16 protein-coding genes are annotated in these 15,273 nt (G+C 69.7%); 11 read left to right on the forward strand and 5 right to left on the reverse strand.

What is annotated here, in order from left to right:
• The first annotated feature begins 51 nt into the window (after positions 1-51).
• From ACFY0F_RS16960 to ACFY0F_RS16970, 3 genes are all read left to right on the forward strand, one after another.
• Positions 52-315, forward strand: a complete 264-nt coding sequence (locus tag ACFY0F_RS16960; RefSeq protein ID WP_388793915.1) for a hypothetical protein — start codon at positions 52-54, stop codon at positions 313-315.
• A gap of 41 nt (positions 316-356) precedes the next feature.
• Positions 357-1,322: a pirin family protein gene (locus tag ACFY0F_RS16965; protein WP_388793918.1), complete on the forward strand. Its 966-nt coding sequence runs from the start codon at positions 357-359 to the stop codon at positions 1,320-1,322.
• 251 nt (positions 1,323-1,573) lie between these two features.
• Entirely contained in the window at positions 1,574-1,795 is a 222-nt protein-coding gene (locus tag ACFY0F_RS16970) for a hypothetical protein (RefSeq protein WP_388793921.1), read from the forward strand.
• A 48-nt stretch (positions 1,796-1,843) separates the two neighbouring features.
• On the opposite strand, the gene ACFY0F_RS16975 is transcribed toward ACFY0F_RS16970, so the two are convergent.
• On the reverse strand, positions 1,844-2,317 hold the full coding sequence (locus ACFY0F_RS16975) for an ATP-binding protein (protein ID WP_388793924.1): 474 nt from the start codon (positions 2,315-2,317) through the stop codon (positions 1,844-1,846).
• Between the two features lie 389 nt (positions 2,318-2,706).
• Between ACFY0F_RS16975 and ACFY0F_RS16980 the strand changes: the two genes are divergently transcribed.
• Positions 2,707-3,372 (forward strand): GAF and ANTAR domain-containing protein, encoded by a 666-nt coding sequence (locus ACFY0F_RS16980; protein ID WP_388793926.1) that lies wholly within the window; start codon positions 2,707-2,709, stop codon positions 3,370-3,372.
• On the opposite strand, the gene ACFY0F_RS16985 is transcribed toward ACFY0F_RS16980, so the two are convergent.
• Positions 3,373-4,611 carry an FAD-dependent monooxygenase gene (locus ACFY0F_RS16985; protein WP_388793929.1) on the reverse strand — a complete coding sequence of 413 codons (1,239 nt, stop codon included), beginning with the start codon at positions 4,609-4,611 and terminating at the stop codon, positions 3,373-3,375. It abuts the gene before it with no gap.
• Positions 4,612-4,690: 79 nt separating this feature from the next.
• Here ACFY0F_RS16985 and ACFY0F_RS16990 point away from each other — a divergent pair, with 79 nt between their 5' ends.
• Positions 4,691-5,251 (forward strand): TetR/AcrR family transcriptional regulator C-terminal domain-containing protein, encoded by a 561-nt coding sequence (locus ACFY0F_RS16990; protein WP_388794101.1) that lies wholly within the window; start codon positions 4,691-4,693, stop codon positions 5,249-5,251.
• Between the two features lie 127 nt (positions 5,252-5,378).
• On the opposite strand, the gene ACFY0F_RS16995 is transcribed toward ACFY0F_RS16990, so the two are convergent.
• The gene (locus tag ACFY0F_RS16995; RefSeq protein ID WP_388793932.1) at positions 5,379-6,140 is read right to left on the reverse strand and encodes a FadR/GntR family transcriptional regulator; all 762 of its coding nucleotides are present in this window, start codon (positions 6,138-6,140) and stop codon (positions 5,379-5,381) included.
• A gap of 305 nt (positions 6,141-6,445) precedes the next feature.
• On the opposite strand from ACFY0F_RS16995, the gene ACFY0F_RS17000 reads away from it, so the two are divergent.
• The 5 genes from ACFY0F_RS17000 to ACFY0F_RS17020 all read left to right on the forward strand — a co-directional run bounded on the left by ACFY0F_RS17000 (position 6,446) and on the right by ACFY0F_RS17020 (position 12,289).
• Positions 6,446-7,810 carry an ABC transporter substrate-binding protein gene (locus tag ACFY0F_RS17000; protein ID WP_388793935.1) on the forward strand — a complete coding sequence of 455 codons (1,365 nt, stop codon included), beginning with the start codon at positions 6,446-6,448 and terminating at the stop codon, positions 7,808-7,810.
• The gene (locus ACFY0F_RS17005; protein ID WP_388793938.1) at positions 7,807-8,721 is read left to right on the forward strand and encodes a carbohydrate ABC transporter permease; all 915 of its coding nucleotides are present in this window, start codon (positions 7,807-7,809) and stop codon (positions 8,719-8,721) included. The genes ACFY0F_RS17000 and ACFY0F_RS17005 overlap by 4 nt, the downstream gene beginning before the upstream one ends.
• Positions 8,722-8,824: 103 nt before the next feature.
• Positions 8,825-9,679, forward strand: coding sequence for a carbohydrate ABC transporter permease (locus ACFY0F_RS17010; protein WP_388793941.1), 855 nt, complete (start codon positions 8,825-8,827; stop codon positions 9,677-9,679).
• A gap of 8 nt (positions 9,680-9,687) precedes the next feature.
• Positions 9,688-11,700, forward strand: coding sequence for a hypothetical protein (locus ACFY0F_RS17015; RefSeq protein ID WP_388793944.1), 2,013 nt, complete (start codon positions 9,688-9,690; stop codon positions 11,698-11,700).
• 271 nt (positions 11,701-11,971) lie between these two features.
• Positions 11,972-12,289, forward strand: a complete 318-nt coding sequence (locus ACFY0F_RS17020; protein ID WP_388793947.1) for a YncE family protein — start codon at positions 11,972-11,974, stop codon at positions 12,287-12,289.
• Here ACFY0F_RS17020 and ACFY0F_RS17025 read toward each other — a convergent pair.
• Together ACFY0F_RS17025 and ACFY0F_RS17030 are read right to left on the reverse strand one after the other, a co-directional pair.
• Entirely contained in the window at positions 12,249-12,656 is a 408-nt protein-coding gene (locus ACFY0F_RS17025) for a (2Fe-2S) ferredoxin domain-containing protein (RefSeq protein ID WP_388793949.1), read from the reverse strand. The genes ACFY0F_RS17020 and ACFY0F_RS17025 overlap by 41 nt on opposite strands.
• Positions 12,653-14,629, reverse strand: coding sequence for a heavy metal translocating P-type ATPase (locus tag ACFY0F_RS17030; RefSeq protein WP_388793952.1), 1,977 nt, complete (start codon positions 14,627-14,629; stop codon positions 12,653-12,655). Before ACFY0F_RS17030 ends, ACFY0F_RS17025 begins: the two co-directional genes overlap by 4 nt.
• Before the next feature lie 110 nt (positions 14,630-14,739).
• Here ACFY0F_RS17030 and ACFY0F_RS17035 point away from each other — a divergent pair, with 110 nt between their 5' ends.
• Positions 14,740-15,138 (forward strand): ArsR/SmtB family transcription factor, encoded by a 399-nt coding sequence (locus ACFY0F_RS17035; RefSeq protein WP_388793954.1) that lies wholly within the window; start codon positions 14,740-14,742, stop codon positions 15,136-15,138.
• The last annotated feature ends 135 nt before the right edge of the window (positions 15,139-15,273 follow it).

Consider the following 15,273-nt stretch of genomic DNA (forward strand, 5'->3'; position numbering starts at 1 on the left):
CGGCCTGGCCGGGATCACCATCGGCATGTCGAGCCCGCCGGAGCGAGCCCCATGGCCCACTTCACGGACATCGAGGCCAACACCGAGGTCAACTACCCGACCTACCGGAGGCTGCGCATGCAGCGGACCACGTTCCGGGGCGAGCCGGCCGCGGTGTGGGAGTTCACCTTCCGGGGTCGCGCCCGCCTCTTCCGCGCCGCCGACCTCGGCTACGGCCGGGAGTACGACCTCTGTCTCTCGGCCCCGGACGCCCGGTGGGACACCTTCCGTCCCGTACTCGACACAGTCCGCGACGGATTCAGCACGACCCGCTGACCACTCGGCACGGGGCGCCGCCGACCGCTAGGTTGGCGGTCATGAGCAACCTTGACCGCGCGCCCGTACCGAGCGTGTGCGGTGGCCGCGGATTCGTCGTCGCCGAGCCCGTCCGCGAGCTGCTGAGCCCCCGCAATGTCAGGCTCGGCGAGTCGACCGAGGTACGCCGGCTGCTGCCGAACCTGGGCCGGCGCATGATCGGCGCCTGGGCGTTCGTCGACCACTACGGCCCGGACGACATCGCCGACGAACCCGGCATGCAGGTGCCGCCACACCCCCACATCGGGCTGCAGACGGTGAGCTGGCTGCACGAGGGCGAGGTGCTGCACCGCGACTCGACCGGCAGTCTGCAGACCATCAGGCCGAAGGAGCTGGGGCTGATGACCTCGGGCCGGGCGATCAGCCACTCCGAGGAGAGCCCGCGGTCCCACGCCCGCTTCCTGCACGGCGCCCAGCTCTGGGTCGCCCTGCCCGACGCCCACCGCCACACCGAGCCCATGTTCGAGCACCATTCGGTACTGCCCACGGTCACCGCACCGGGCCTGACGGCGACCGTCCTCCTCGGCGACCTGGACGGCTCGGCCTCCCCCGGCACCGCGTACACGCCGATCGTCGGCGCCGACCTGGCCCTCACCCGGGGCGCCGACCTCCGGCTGCCCCTGGAACCCGACTTCGAGTACGGAGTCCTCGCGATGTCCGGCGAGGTGCACGTCGACGGCGTTCCCGTACTGCCCGGCTCGATGCTCTACCTCGGCTGTGGACGCACCGAACTGCCGCTGCGCGCCGAGTCGGACGCCGGACTCATGCTGCTGGGCGGCGAGCCGTTCGCCGAGGAGATCATCATGTGGTGGAACTTCGTCGCCCGCTCCCAGGAGGAGATCGTGCAGGCTCGCGAGGACTGGATGAAGGGGGCGCGTTTCGGCGAGGTGAAGGGGTACGACGGGGATCCGCTGCCCGCGCCGGCACTGCCGACGGTGCCGCTGAAGCCACGGGGAAGGGTGCGCTGACCTGCGAACGCGCTCCACGACCGGCAGACCGAGCATCCGGAAACGGGGCGGCAGGCCAAGCGGAAGCGCCTCGTCGATGACGTCGCCCTGGAACCTGGGTACGCGGTGCGCGCGGGCCGAGGCCGACGTGATCTTCCACTCGCTGGTCTGCCGGTTGAGGGCAGGTCCAGCGAGGAGTGCACCGCCGCCCGCTGCGTCAGGCCGGACCACCCGGCCCTCGGCAACGCGTGAGCGAGGGGCTGGAGGTAGCCGTGGCAATCCTTGCGTTTCTTCTTCTTGTCACCGCGACGATCCTGATCGTCCTTGGTGCGTTCGTGCTCTTCATCGCCGCCCTTTTGGCGCTGATCGCCATGCTCCTGGCTGTCGTCGGCGGACTTGTGATTTTCATGGGCACGGCCGTGCTCGCGGTGGCGGCCCTCTTCCTGATCCGCCGAGCGCTAGGACACGAGGAGGGCCATGTGGACATGCCATGACCGGGCGGCTCCGAGGAGCAGGCTGTCCGCGCGGCTCCGACTGCCTGATCACATCATCCGGCTGCCGGCTTCGTCACCGACGGTGTGGTCCGCAAGAAGGACGGCCGCCTTGATGCGCTTGCCCACCGGCTCGCGGTGCATCTCCAGATCCCGGCAGACCGCCATCGTGATCTCCAGACCGTGCTGGCCCACCCGCCCCGGGTCCGCTCCCCTCACCGTCGGAAGTGCCGGCTCACTGTCCCACACGGTCACTTCCAAGGCACCGTCGTTGGATTCCAGGGTCAGCAGGATGGGGCCGGGAGCGTACTTCTGCGCGTTGGTCACCAGCTCGCTGACCACCAGCTGCACCGTGGCCTCAGCACGCTCGGACACTGGCAGCCCGTGCTGCGCCCGCAGATCTGTCATGAAAGCCCTGGCAAATCGACGAGCGTCGGAGATCTCCTCACTGCCCTCGAACGCTGTGGACACCGCTATCGGCCCGTCGGCCAGCCCCTGGCCTTCACCGTCAGCAGCCTGCTTCATAAGCCGCCTCATACCTCGGTCGCACTTCTGGTACTTCAGCGGCCGCCTGCCCACAGGATCCGAGCACAGCCCCATCCCTCACACGATCCACAGACGTTTCTCACATCATCCGGCAGGGCTTCACACGTCCGGTTCGATCGCCCGCACATTGTGCGGTCGGATGGCGGTCTCGGCCGGCAACGTCAGCCGCTCCGGTTGCGACAGCGGCCCGGCCGTCGGCTCCGGCTGCAGGTCGGGGTGGCATCGCCGGCAGATGGAGCGAGCATGTAACTACGGATCGTCCGGGTGCAACCGCGATCTCGGTTCATCTTTCGAGTCCGGGCCGACGGTAGTGTGGCCGGATTGGACAAGTGGGTGGTGACGTGGAATGGCGTGAGTATGCCGAGCAGATGGCATCGCTGGCGCGGGATCTGCTGGCCCAGGACTCGGTACAGGGAACACTGGACGAGATCGCCAAGTCGGCCGTGAAGCTGGTGGAGGGCTGTGACGCGGCCGGGATCCTGGCGGTGCGCAAGGGCCGGGCCGTCACGCTGTCCTCCTGCGGGAGCATCGTCGAGGAATCCGACCGGCTGCAGGGCGAGCTGGGAGAGGGCCCGTGCTTCGACCTGGCCCACCGCCCGGACGGGGAGCGCGTGTACCGGATCGCGGACATGACCCGGCCCCAGCCGGCCTGGCCGCGGTTCGCGACGGCGGCCCGTGAGCTGGGCATCGGCAGCATGACCGGCGTGCTGCTCTACACCCACGACGAGGACTTCGGCGCCTTGAACCTGTACGCGCACCGTCCCGGCGCCTTCGGCCAGGAGATCGAAACGGCGGGCTGGCTGCTCGCGTCACACGCCGCCGTCGCCCTCGCCGACGCCCGCACCATCGACCAGCTCGAGCACGCCATGGAAACCCGGCACGCCATCGGGGAGGCCATGGGCATCCTCATGGAGCGCCACCGCATGAGCGAGGACGACGCCTTCAACGTGCTGCGCCGCATCTCCCAGCACCACAACATCAAGCTGCACGACGTCGCCCAGCGGGTCCGCGCCGAACATACCGGCCCGGCCTGATCATCCCGCAGAGCTCGGGGGGAGCTGCCAGTCGCCGCCGCGGTCCTGCTTCGACCAGCGCGCGGCGAGGTCGGGGATGTGCAGGAAGCAGGCCAGTGCGGTAACCGCCTGGAAGGCGTCGATGGCGCGCTGGGTCATCGGCATGCCCAGGCGCAGGAGTCGCGGATTGGCCTCGGCCTGTATCTCGTCGACGAAGGGCCGCAGCACGGTGTCGTAGTCCGCCAGTGCGGCCGGCAGATCGTCCGGATGCCGGTTGATCTCGTCGGCCAGGACGTAGGCGCCGACCAGGCCGCCGGAGACTCCCATACCGCTGTAGGGGGAAGCACAGTGTGCGGCGTCCCCGGCCAGGACCACGCGGCCCTTGGACCAGGTGTCGGTGCGCACCTGGGCGATCTCCTGGGAGTAGAAGAAGGGGCTGGTCCTCATGCCCTCGACGAAGCGCTCGGTCTGCCATCCGGCGTCGCGGAACCTGCTCGCCCAGAACTCCTGCTGACGCTCGACGGGTTCTCGGTGGATCGCCGAGGCTTCCTCGGATTCTTCTCGCAACACGAAGTAGACCTGGGTCTCGGTCGGGTTGTGGCTGCGACGCATGATCTGACGGCCGCCCGGGACCATATAGGTGTCCCGGATGTCGCTGTCGGAGTCGATGCGCGGGACGAACCAGTACGCCATATGGATGCCGATGCGCCAGTACGGGTCGAAGCCCTGCGGGAGGATCGCCCGGCGGATGCGTGATCTCTGTCCGTCCGCGCCGACCAGGAGGTCGAACTCGCCGGACGACCCGTCGGAGAAGTGCGCGACGACCTTGTGCTCGTCCTGCTCGAAGCCGTCCACCCTCTTGCCGAAGACGTATTCGGCGTCGTGTTTGGTCGCATCGTTGAGGATGCGTATCAGGTCCCCGCGCATGATCTCGTACTCGGAGGTCAGTGTCTGGCGACCCTGCCCGGAGGTGTTGGCCATGATCGTCGCTTTGGCCTTGCCGCGGGCGTCCACGAAGGCGACGCCCTTCTCGTCCACGAGCCTGCTCCGGACTGCGTCGAGGAGTCCCATGCGACGGACGGCCTCGATGCCTTGACCCCGGAGGTCGACCTGGGCGCCGGTGGCCCGTAGCGCAGGGAAGCGTTCGACGACAGTTGCCCGGTGGCCGCCCCGCGTCAGCCAGAAGGCCAGCGCCTGCCCCGCGACTCCGCCGCCGGCGATGAGGACGCGTAAGGACCGCGCTTTCGAGCCTTGTGTCATGTCCCTCACTCCAGAATCTATCAGTGAATGATTCCTTTCGAGGGTTGTCTATCAGCGATAGATTGTCAACGTGACGAAGATGAACCGTGAGACCGTGGTCGCCGAGGCGCTCGACCTGCTCGACGAGGTGGGCCTGGAGGGCGTCAGCACTCGGCAGCTGGCGAAGCGACTGGGCGTCGAGCAGCCGTCTCTGTACTGGTACTTCCGCACCAAGAAGGACCTCATGGCCGCCATGGCCCAGGCCGCGATGGCGCCCCATGCGAGGGAACCGCTGCCCACGCCTGAGGACGACTGGCGCGAATGGTTCCTGGAGAACACCCGCAGCTTCAGGCGCACCCTGCTGATGCGCCGCGACGGCGCACGCCTCCATGCCGGCTCCACACCCACCGCGGACCTCGACCGGATCCGGCACAAGATGGCTTTCCTCGTCGCCTCAGGCGTGCCAGAGCGCGACGCACAGATGGCGATGCTGACGGCCGGCCGCTTCACGGTCGGCAGCGTCCTGGAAGAACAGGCGGACTCCGGCCCCGGGGGCAGCCCGGACGGACCGACCGCCGCCCCGGGAATCGATCACGAATCGGCCTTCGAGGCGGGACTTTCCCTCATCGTGGACGGCTTGACCGCGCGCGTCACGGCATAAAAGTACCCCACTGACCTGGCAGCCCGTGCGCGAACGACGGCAGCAGCCGCCGGTCGCCGGTGGCGCCGATCAGAACCGGCGACTCGTCACTCTGTGACAGCCTCCGCGGCATGTGCCGGCCCAAGGGTCAGCCGAACAGGCGTCGCTGGATCTCACGTCGGTAGTCTTCCAGCGTCCGGTCGAGGTGTACGGCCGTGGCCGCGGCGGCCTCGTCGGGTCGGCCGTCGCGAATGGCGCGGTAGATCGCCTCGTGTTCCTCGACCGCGGCTGCGGTGCCCTCGCCGAAGGTGTCGTGGATGCCGATCGCGCTGGACTGGCGCTGCAGCCGGCGGGCGTCGCGCACCGCGCTACGGAGGAACGTGTTGTGCGAGGCCGCCGCCACCGCGGCGTGGAAGTCGTCGTCGGCCTGGTTGAAGACGTCGACCTCGCCATGGGCGTACCCGTGCCGGCACTGCTGCATGGCGACCTCGATGGTGCGCAGTTCGGCGGGCGTGGCCCGGGTGGCCGCGAGCTTGGCGGCGGCCGTCTCCTGCACCCTGCGGAACTCGAACAGCATGAGCACGTGATCGAGGTCCACGGGCCGGAAGAAGCCGCCCCAGCGGCTGGTGAGGAGCATGCCCTCGTCGTCCGCCACGAAGAGTCCGCGCCCCTTGTGGGCCCGGACCCGGCCGAGCGCGGAGAGGATCTTCACGGCTTCCCGGACGACCGCTCGGCTGGTGTCAAGCTGCTGGGCCAGGTCGTTCTCTGTGGGCAGCCGGTCGCCGGGGACCAGGCGCGATGCGGCGATGAACTCGAGAATCCGCTCCGCCACGACCTCGTATCCGGGCCGGTAGTCGCGCCGCTCGTCCGCGCCGTTCACCACCGCTGCCACGGCGGGCGTGTCCTTCATGTGTGCTGCCTCCGGGTGACTGCGACGACGGTGACCGATCGGCCTGAAGCCGCGCTCATCGTACCTCAGAGCCAAATGAGTCGTACTCATCGAGGGGTCTTCGCCGCTGAGCCTGCATGCGGATCGTGGCTTTTAGACCGTTTTAGCTGCGTATATGACTCGCAATGGTCACCTTGGCATGCGCGTCGCGGGTCAAGAAAAGACGTACACACCCCTTGACCCACCCTTCGATATGGCGGCTAATTTCTTCTTCGGCAGTAGGACAGAGCCGTCAGCAGCCTCATGCAGACCCAGTGGAGTCGCCCATGTCCGTGTACAAGCCTTCGGCCGACCAGGAGACAGGGACCAGCAGGAGACGCACCACGTTGCTGGCCTGCTGTGCCGCCACCGTGCTGTCAACTGTGGCCGCCTGCGGCAGCGGTGGCGGCGCCGGCACGACCACCAAGGACGGATTCGCCCAAGTCGCGCAGAACGACGGGGCGTTGACCGTCTGGGTGGACGCGACCCGGATGGACGCCGCGAAGCAGTACCAGGCGTCGCACCCGGGCGTGAAGATGAACATCGTCAGCTACGACGGCGACGCCAACGGGTCCAACTACCTCCAGACGAAGGTCCAGTTGTTCAACCGCACGGGCAAGGGCTGGCCGGACGTCGTCTTCAGCTCCCAGAACAACGAGGTGACCTGGGCGGTCGACGCGGGCTTCGCGGCACCGCTGAACAAGGGTCTGATCCCGGACGCCGTCCTCGGCGGGTTCGCCAAGGGTGCCAACGACGTCTGCACGGTCAACGGGACCCTCTACTGCCTGCGCAACGACCTCTCCCAAGCGGTGCTCTGGTACAACGCGCCGCTGATGAAGAAGTTCGGCTACAAGGTCCCGACGACGTGGGAGCAATACCAGAGGCTCGGCACGAAGGTCGCCGGCGAACACCCCGGCTACCTCGTGGGCGACGCGGGTGACACCTTCACGCCCGAGATCTACCTGTGGGCGAGCAAGTGCGGCGCCAACCACATCACCGGTCCCAAGGCCGTCTCGGTCGACACCACCAGCGAGGCCTGCACCAAGATGGCCAAGCTGCTGGACGTACTGATCAAGAACAAGTCCATGTCGATCAGCGGCGTCTTCAGCACCGACTTCGCCAAGAACGAGGCCGACAAGGTCCTGCTCATGCCCGGCCCGGCGTGGTACGGCGGCGCGGTCTTCAAGGACGGCCTCAAGACCCCGGCGAAGCAGATCGCGGTGGCGCCCATCCCGCAGTGGGAGGGCGACGCCTCGCCGTCCACCGGCAATGTCGGCGGCGGTACCTGGCTGCTGTCCAAGCACTCGGCCCACATCAAGGCGGCCACCGCATTCCTGAAGTGGGTCACCACCGACAACGCCTACCAGGGCGAGAAGGCCCCCGGCTTCCCCGCGTACGCTCCCGCCGCCGAGAACTGGCTGAAGGCGCAGGCCGCTTCCGGGTACTTCGCCGGGGACCTCACGCCTCTCAAGGACGCCTCCTCGCAGGTGTGGCCCGGTTGGGGCTCGGGCCAGTTCAGCCAGGAGGCGATCTGGGCCGCCACCGTCAAGCCCGCCCTGACGCAGGGCAGGACCATCGAATCGATGCTGCCCGCCTGGCAGGACTCGGTCGTCAAGTACGCCAAGTCCAACGGATACAAGGTCTCCCAGTGACCCTCACACCCCCCTCGGCCGGCTCGGTCCGGGGGCGCCCGCGCGGCACCTCCCGGCAGAGCCGGGCCGGCGTGGCATTCGTCGCCGGCTACGTACTGCTGCTGATCGCCTTCGGCGTCCTTCCGACCTGTTACGCCGTCTACTTCGCGTTCACCGACGCCGGAGGCGCGTTCACCGGCTTCTCCAACTTCGTCACCACGGCTCAGGACTTCCGCTTCGTCGACTCCCTGGGCCATGTCGCCCTGTACCTGGTCTTCTGGCTGCTGTCGCTCGTGGTGTTCGTGGTGATCCTGGCGCTGCTCCTGCACCGGCTGTCCTCCGGGCCGGTCGGTCAGGCGCTGCGCTTCCTCTACTACATCCCCGGAGCCCTCGCCGGCGCCGCGAGCGTCCTGGTGTGGCTGTTCATGCTCGACCCGACGGTCAGCCCGGTCAGCTCGCTGCTGGACACGCTGGGATTCCACACCTTCGGCGACGTCATCGCCCCCGGCAACCTGGCCCTGCTGTTCACGGTCATCGCGTTCTGGACCGGCGCCGGCGGCTGGATCGTCGTCATGTACGGCGCCCTGAACAACATCCCCAAGGACGTCATGGAAGCCGCGCGCATCGACGGCGCGAACGGCTGGCAGACCGCCTGGCGGGTGCAGATCCCGATGCTCCGCAAGTGGATCGTGTACATGGTGATCCTGGCCTTCGCGGGCGGCGCCCAGCTCTTCGTCGAACCGCAGCTGCTCTCCCTGGCCAGCGTGGGCGTGGCCGGCCGCGACTACTCGCTCAACCAGCTGACCTACGACTTCGCCTTTCAGATGAACAACATCAACGGCGCCGCCGCGGTGTCCGTGGAGCTCCTGGTCGTCAGCGTGTCGGTCGCCGGTGTCTTCGTCGCACGATCGGGGTTCTTCGATGCCGACTGACACGCGATCCACCCCTCTTGCCGACGCTCCTCGCGCGAAACGGGATCGGAGCGTCGGAAGCCGACTCGGGGAACCACGGCCGCGCCACCGTCCACCGCGGCACGTGACGTCCCGGCTGCTGGCGGGCTCGGTGCTCACCGTGTTCGTGGTCTTCTTCGTACTGCCGGTGCTGTGGCTGCTGCTCGCGGCGACCAAGACCGACCAGCAGCTGATCCACGACAACCCCTTGTCCTTCGGGTCCTGGCACGCGCTGACGGTCAACTGGCACGCGCTCACGGCCTTCCAGGACGACGCCATCCTGGTGTGGCTGCGCAACTCCGCCGTCTACGCGGCGATATCGCTGGTCATCACGCTCTGCCTGGCCATACCGGCCGGATACGCGCTGGCCATGACCGAGTTCCGGGGGCGGCGCGCGCTGCTGATCGCGACCCTGGTCGTGATGCTGATGCCGAACGCCACGCTGGTGGTGCCGCTGTTCCTGGAGATCAACGCGGTGCGCCTGATCGGCACGATGTGGTCGATCATCCTGCCGTACTCGTTCTACCCGTTCGGGGTGTACCTGACGTACATCTACTTCACCACCGCAGTGCCCAGGGACCTCCTGGCCGCGGCACGGATGGACGGCTGCTCGGAGTTCGGTGTCTTCCGTCATGTGGCCCTGCCGCTGGCGACACCCGTCATCGCGCTGGTCGGGTTCTTCAGCTTCGTCGCCAACTGGACCAACTACTTCCTGCCGTACGTGATGCTCCCCGAGAGCGACCAGATGCCCATCCAGGTGGGCGTCGGCAACCTGCTCAGCAACGTGCCGTCGTTCAACCCCACCGTCGGCGACCTCGCGATCCAACGCCCGCAATTGGCACTGGCGACGCTGGTGGCCATCACACCGGTACTCGTCGTGTTCCTGTTCGCCCAGCGCTTCCTGGTCAGCGGAATGCTCTCCGGCGCCACCAAGGAGTGACAGCCCTCATGCCCTTCAGCCCTCACCCCCACGCGTCCGGGGACGACACCCCGGCCTCCGACCGGCCCGCAGCCGACATCCTGGCCGGAGTGCCGCTGCTCGAACCCCCCGGCTGGGCCGTCGCCCAGCGCGCGCTGTTCGACCTGCTCGACCACGCCTGGCGCCGCTTCGAACACGCCTTCACCGGCCCCGACGGACGGCTGAACTACCACGACCGGCTGACCACCCGCGACGGTGCGGACGACTTCTACGAAGTGTTCTTCAACTGGCCCCAGTTGTACCTCCTCGGCGGCGCCGACGACCTCCTGCCCGCCAGCGAGAAGCACTGGGAGGGCGTGACCAGGCAGCTGACCGAACTGAACATGCTGCGCGACGGGTTCGAGCGCGGCTACGACTGGTTCCACCAGGGCGAGAGCCTGCTCCTGCTCTACTTCCTGTGCATGGCCGCCCCCGACCGCTGGCGGGAGCGCGCCCTGCGCTTCGCCGAGCTGTACGTCGACCCCGCCAAGGGCAACTACGACCCCGAACACCGCATCATCACCCGCCCGCACAACGGCAGCGACCCCGAGCGCACCGGCCTGTTCGACGGCGACGTGTATCCCTGGCTGCGGAAGGAGGCGGAGACCTACGGCTTCCCCCTCGACTGGCTGCCCGAGGCAGCGAACGGCCCCTTCCCGCTGTCGGCGGACCCGCGGCTGGGCGACCAGATGCGGGACCGGATGGGCGTCGGCGACACCGCGGTCAACCTTGCCGCGGCAGGCCTCGTCCTCAACGCCTGGATCCTGTCCGGAGAGGAGCGCTACCGGGCCTGGATCGTCGAGTACGTGGGCGCCTGGCGCGAGCGGACCCACGAACACGGCGGTCTGATCCCGGACAACGTCGGACCGGACGGGATCGTCGGCAGCCTGCTGGAAGGGCGCTGGTACGGCGGCCACTACGGCTGGTCCTGGCCGCACGGCTGGCACAGCGTCGGACACGCGGCCTGCGTGGCGGCGCTCGCGGCGGCGACGGTGACCGGGGACGACGACTACCTCTCCATGGTCGCGACCTCGCTCGACGCCCTCATCGGCCGCGGCAAGGTCATGCCCCACACGGAGGCGGACTCGAGCCTGCCCTCCAAGTGGGCGGTGGAACTCGGTCCGGACCGTCACACGCCCACGCTCCACCTGCCGTTCCGGCACAACGACTCCGGCTGGTTCGACTACAACCCGGCCACGCCCCCCGTGCCGGTCGCCCTGTGGCACCACACCTCCTCGGACGCCGACCGCGCCCGGCTGGAGCGGCTGCGCGAGGCGGACGGAATCGACTGGCGCACCGTCCGGCCGTTCCGGTCCAAGGAGGAATCCGGGCACGAGAAGGCGTGGTTCGCCTTCCTCGCCGGCGACGACCCGGGCTATCCGGAACGGATCCTCGCGGCCGCCCAGGCCCAGGTCCGGCACCGGCTGCGGCGCATCGACCGCTACGGCGACCTGGACGTGCCCGAGGCCGACATCCATGTGTGGCAGCTGTGCAACCCGGTGGTCACCGAGGCCCTGGTGCAGCTGACCTGGGGCGGCCCGCAGGTGCTGTACCAGGGCGGTCTGCAGCAGGCGCGGCTGCGCTACCACGACGCCGACGCCCGCCGGGCGGGCCTGCCGGCGGACGTCGCCGCCCTGGTCACCTCCATCGCCCCCGAGGCGACCACCGTCGAACTGGTCAACCTCTCCCCCGGCACCGACCGCACGGTGATCGTCCAGGCGGGGGCCTTCGCCGAACACACCATCACCGGCGTCCGGTACACGACCTGCACGGACGACGGCTGGATCGGGGACATGTACGACTACGGCCACACCGAGCCAGTGGTCTCCGAGGACGAAGTCCCGTGTGACTCACCGTTCCTGACGGTGCGTCTGCCCGCTTCCACGCGCATCCGGCTCACCCTGCGGCTCGGACTGCGCACCCGTACTCCCAGCTACCGCACGCCGTTCGACACCGCGGCCGAGCGGGCCGACTCCGACGAGGCGACAGGGGAACCGGCGTGAAGCGCATCGCCCAGACCCGGCCCGGATCGGCGACCCGGAGCCGGTGCTCGGCTCCGCGGAAAGAACGCCGGGGCGCTTCTCCCCGAGGTCGCCCGCCGGGCCCAGGGGGCCGGCCACACGCGCTGATACCGGCAAGGGCGGCGCTGCGCCCCCGCCGGCGTGTACCGACTGAGGGCGCGCCCCGATTACCGGGCCGCCCCCCGGTGTGCGCTGCAGGCGAGCCCTACCCACCAACACCGTCACCGGCACCGTCGGGGCCAGTCCCCGGTGGGTGGCGTTCACCCCCAACGGCGCCCGGGCCTACGCCACCAACTCCGGCTCGGGCACCGTGTCGGTCATCGACGCCGCCACCAACACCGTCACCACCACCATCCCCGTCGGCACCACCCCTTACGGGGTCGCGTTCACCCTCGACGGCACCCACGCCCACGTCGCCAACCAGGGCTCGAACAACGTGTCCGTCATGGACACCGCCACCAACACCGTCAAAGCTCGCCGTCGACTTCACCCCGCTGCGCGAGCAGGCCCTGACCGGGGGTGGTGGCCGGTCAGTCTGTCAGGGCCTGGCGGATGCGGCGGGACGGGGTGAAGGCGTACAGGTCCAGTACGCCGGGCGGATCGGCGAGACCCGGCCCGCCGGCCTCGACCCAGGCGGCGATGTCGCCGACGGCGTCGGTGTCGTTGACCAGGCCCAGCCACACCGGGCGCCCGCCCGCCGCGCGGCCGGCCGCCGAGGGCTGGACGACGATGACGTTGCCGTGTTCGCAGGCGTCCAGGCAGCCGGTCACCCGCACCTGCGCCGTCCCGGCGAGGGATCGGCGCAGGTGGGCGAGCTGCGCGTCATGGTCCAGGCCAGGGATCTTGGGGGTTCCGCAGCAGCAACCGCGGCAGACGGTGACCGTGCAGCGGGCTGCCCCCGCCGCGGCGGGGGCGCCCTTGCGGGTGCGGCGGCTCACTGGACCGTCCCGGCGTGGGCGCGGCGCCAGGCGGCATCGGCCAGCAGGCGTAGGCCGTTGAGGCCCACGATCACAGTGGAGCCCTCGTGGCCCGCGACACCGAGCGGCAGCGGCAGGGTGCCGGCCAGGTCCCAGATGACCAGGCCGGTGATGAACGTCCCGGCGATCACGAGGTTCTGCACCACCAGGCGCCGGGCCCGGCGCGAGAGCGCGACGACCGTGGGGACGGTGGCCAGCTCGTCACGGACCACGACGGCGTCGGCGGTCTCCAGGGCGAGGTCGGATCCGGTGCGCCCCATGGCGATCCCGGTGTGGGCGGCGGCCAGGGCCGGGGCGTCGTTGACGCCGTCGCCGACCACCAGCACCTTGCGCCCGTCCTGCTCCAGCTCCTTCACGGCGCTGACCTTGTCCTGCGGCAGGAGACCGGCGCGGACGTCAGTGATGCCGACCTCGCTCGCGAGGTGGGCGGCGGCGCGCGGGTTGTCGCCGGTGACCAGCACCGGCGCGCAGCCGGTCAGACCGGTCAGCGCGGTGACGGTGGCGGCGGCCTCCTCGCGCAGCCGGTCGGCGATGCCCAGCAGCCCGACCGGGACGCCCTCGATCTCGACCATGACGGCGGTACGGCCTTCGTCCTCCAGCCGGGCGGCCATCGCGACGACCGGGTCGTCGGAGCCGCCGCGGAGCCGGGCGGGGCTGCCGACCGCGACCGCCTTGCCGTCGACGGTGGCGGTGACCCCGCTGCCGGGGGCGGAGGCGAAGTCCTCCACCAGCGGGATGTCCAGATTCCGGGTGCGTGCGGCGTCCACGACGGCACGGGCGAGCGGGTGCTCGCTGGGGTGCTCGGCTGCCGCCGCGTACCGCAGCAGGGCGGCCTCGTCCAGGCCGGAGGAGGGCAGCGGGCGGATGTCGGTCACGCGGGGGGTTCCCTCCGTCAGCGTGCCGGTCTTGTCCAGCGCCACCACGTCGACCTGGCCGAGCTGCTCCATGACCACGGCGGATTTGACCAGCACGCCGTGGCGGCCCGCGTTGGCGATCGCCGACAGCAGTGGCGGCATGGTGGCCAGCACCACCGCGCACGGCGAGGCCACGATCATGAAGGTCATCGCCCGCAGCAGCGTCGGCTGCAACGCGGCACCGAAGACCAGCGGCAGGGCGAACAGCGCGATCGTCGCGGCGACCATGCCCAGGCTGTAACGCTGCTCGACCTTCTCGATGAACAGCTGGGTCGGTGCCTTGGTCTCGGAGGCTTCCTCGACCATGGCCACGATCCGGGCGATCACCGAATCGGACGAATCGCGCTCGACCTTCACCCGCAGCGCGCCGGTGCCGTTCAGCGTGCCGGCGAACACCTCGTCCCCGGCCCGCTTCACCACCGGCAGCGGTTCCCCGGTGATGGTGGCCTGGTCCACCTCGCTCGCCCCGTCCAGCACCCGGCCGTCGGCGCCGATCCGCTCACCCGGGCGCACCAGGAGCACATCTCCCACCGCCAGTTGCCCGGTCGGCACGCTCTCCTCGGCTCCGTCGTCAGCGAGGCGGGTCGCGGTGGCGGGCGCCAGGTCCAGCAGACCGCGGACCGAGTCCGCGGTGCGGGCGGTGGCGATGGCCTCCAAAGCGCCGGAGGTGGCGAAGATGACGATCAGTAGCGCGCCGTCCAGCACCTGCCCGATCGCCGCCGCCCCCAGCGCGGCGACCACCATGAGCAGGTCCACGTCCAGCGTCCTGTCCTTCAGCGCCCGCAAGCCCGCCCAGCCCGCCTCCCAGCCACCGGTGGCGTAGGTGAGGGCGAACAGCGGCCCCCACGCCCAGACCGGCGCGCCCAGCAGATACAGCGGCAGCGCGATCAGGAACAACATCAGCGAGGCTGCCGCCCAGCGCGCCTCGGGCAGAGCGAAGATCCGGGTGCGGCGCCTGGGCGCCACGGCGTCACGGGCGGCGTCGCCGACGGGCGCCGGGCGCGTGAGGGTGGAAGACATCGAGACAGGGGTTCCTTCGAGGCGGGGTGGGCAGCGTCCGACACCTTCACCGTAACAGGAACGAATGAACATCGATTCATACGTTCATTCGGAGGCGTACGATGGGCCGCATGGGTCATGGAGCCGCATCCCCCGCCAGCCGCGTCCCGCGCATCCGCCTCACCGCGGACAACGCCGCGAAGGTGGCCGCCACCCTGCAGGCGCTGGCCACCCCGTCGCGGCTGCTGATCCTCTCCCGCCTGCGCGAGGGCCCGCTGCCGGCGACCGAGCTGGCCGCCGAGGTCGGCATGGAACAGTCCGCCTGCTCCCACCAGCTGCGCCTGCTGCGCAACCTCGACCTCGTCGTCGGCACCCGCAAGGGCCGCTCCGTCGTCTACTCCCTCTACGACAACCACGTCTGCGAACTCCTCGACCAGGCGCTGTACCACGTCGAACACCTCCGCCTGGGCCGGAGCGACACCGTCACCGAGCCGGAACCCGAAGCCGAAGCCGTCGTCTCAAGCTCCTGACCCCCCTCGGTGCGCATCATCGCCCGCCGCCGCAGCCAGAACCGCGGAGGGCCACCACACGCTCGCCCGACGCCGACACCGCGGGGCGAGTCGCCGTACCGCCGGAAGGGCTCGAGGATGCGGTCCTCGGCCTCG

Source organism: Streptomyces sp. NPDC001544 (genome assembly GCF_042894285.1).
Taxonomy (GTDB): Bacteria; Actinomycetota; Actinomycetes; order Streptomycetales; family Streptomycetaceae; genus Streptomyces.

Excerpts from the sequence above, each read along its gene's own strand:
- ACFY0F_RS16960 (WP_388793915.1), top strand. The coding sequence starts at position 52 with ATGGCCCACTTCACGGACATCGAGGCCAACACCGAGGTCAACTACCCG.
- ACFY0F_RS16965 (WP_388793918.1), top strand. The coding sequence starts at position 357 with ATGAGCAACCTTGACCGCGCGCCCGTACCGAGCGTGTGCGGTGGCCGC.
- ACFY0F_RS16975 (WP_388793924.1), bottom strand. The coding sequence starts at position 2,317 with ATGAAGCAGGCTGCTGACGGTGAAGGCCAGGGGCTGGCCGACGGGCCG.
- ACFY0F_RS16980 (WP_388793926.1), top strand. The coding sequence starts at position 2,707 with ATGGCATCGCTGGCGCGGGATCTGCTGGCCCAGGACTCGGTACAGGGA.
- ACFY0F_RS16985 (WP_388793929.1), bottom strand. The coding sequence starts at position 4,611 with ATGACACAAGGCTCGAAAGCGCGGTCCTTACGCGTCCTCATCGCCGGC.
- ACFY0F_RS16990 (WP_388794101.1), top strand. The coding sequence starts at position 4,691 with ATGAACCGTGAGACCGTGGTCGCCGAGGCGCTCGACCTGCTCGACGAG.
- ACFY0F_RS16995 (WP_388793932.1), bottom strand. The coding sequence starts at position 6,140 with ATGAAGGACACGCCCGCCGTGGCAGCGGTGGTGAACGGCGCGGACGAG.
- ACFY0F_RS17000 (WP_388793935.1), top strand. The coding sequence starts at position 6,446 with ATGTCCGTGTACAAGCCTTCGGCCGACCAGGAGACAGGGACCAGCAGG.
- ACFY0F_RS17015 (WP_388793944.1), top strand. The coding sequence starts at position 9,688 with ATGCCCTTCAGCCCTCACCCCCACGCGTCCGGGGACGACACCCCGGCC.
- ACFY0F_RS17030 (WP_388793952.1), bottom strand. The coding sequence starts at position 14,629 with ATGTCTTCCACCCTCACGCGCCCGGCGCCCGTCGGCGACGCCGCCCGT.
- ACFY0F_RS17035 (WP_388793954.1), top strand. The coding sequence starts at position 14,740 with ATGGGTCATGGAGCCGCATCCCCCGCCAGCCGCGTCCCGCGCATCCGC.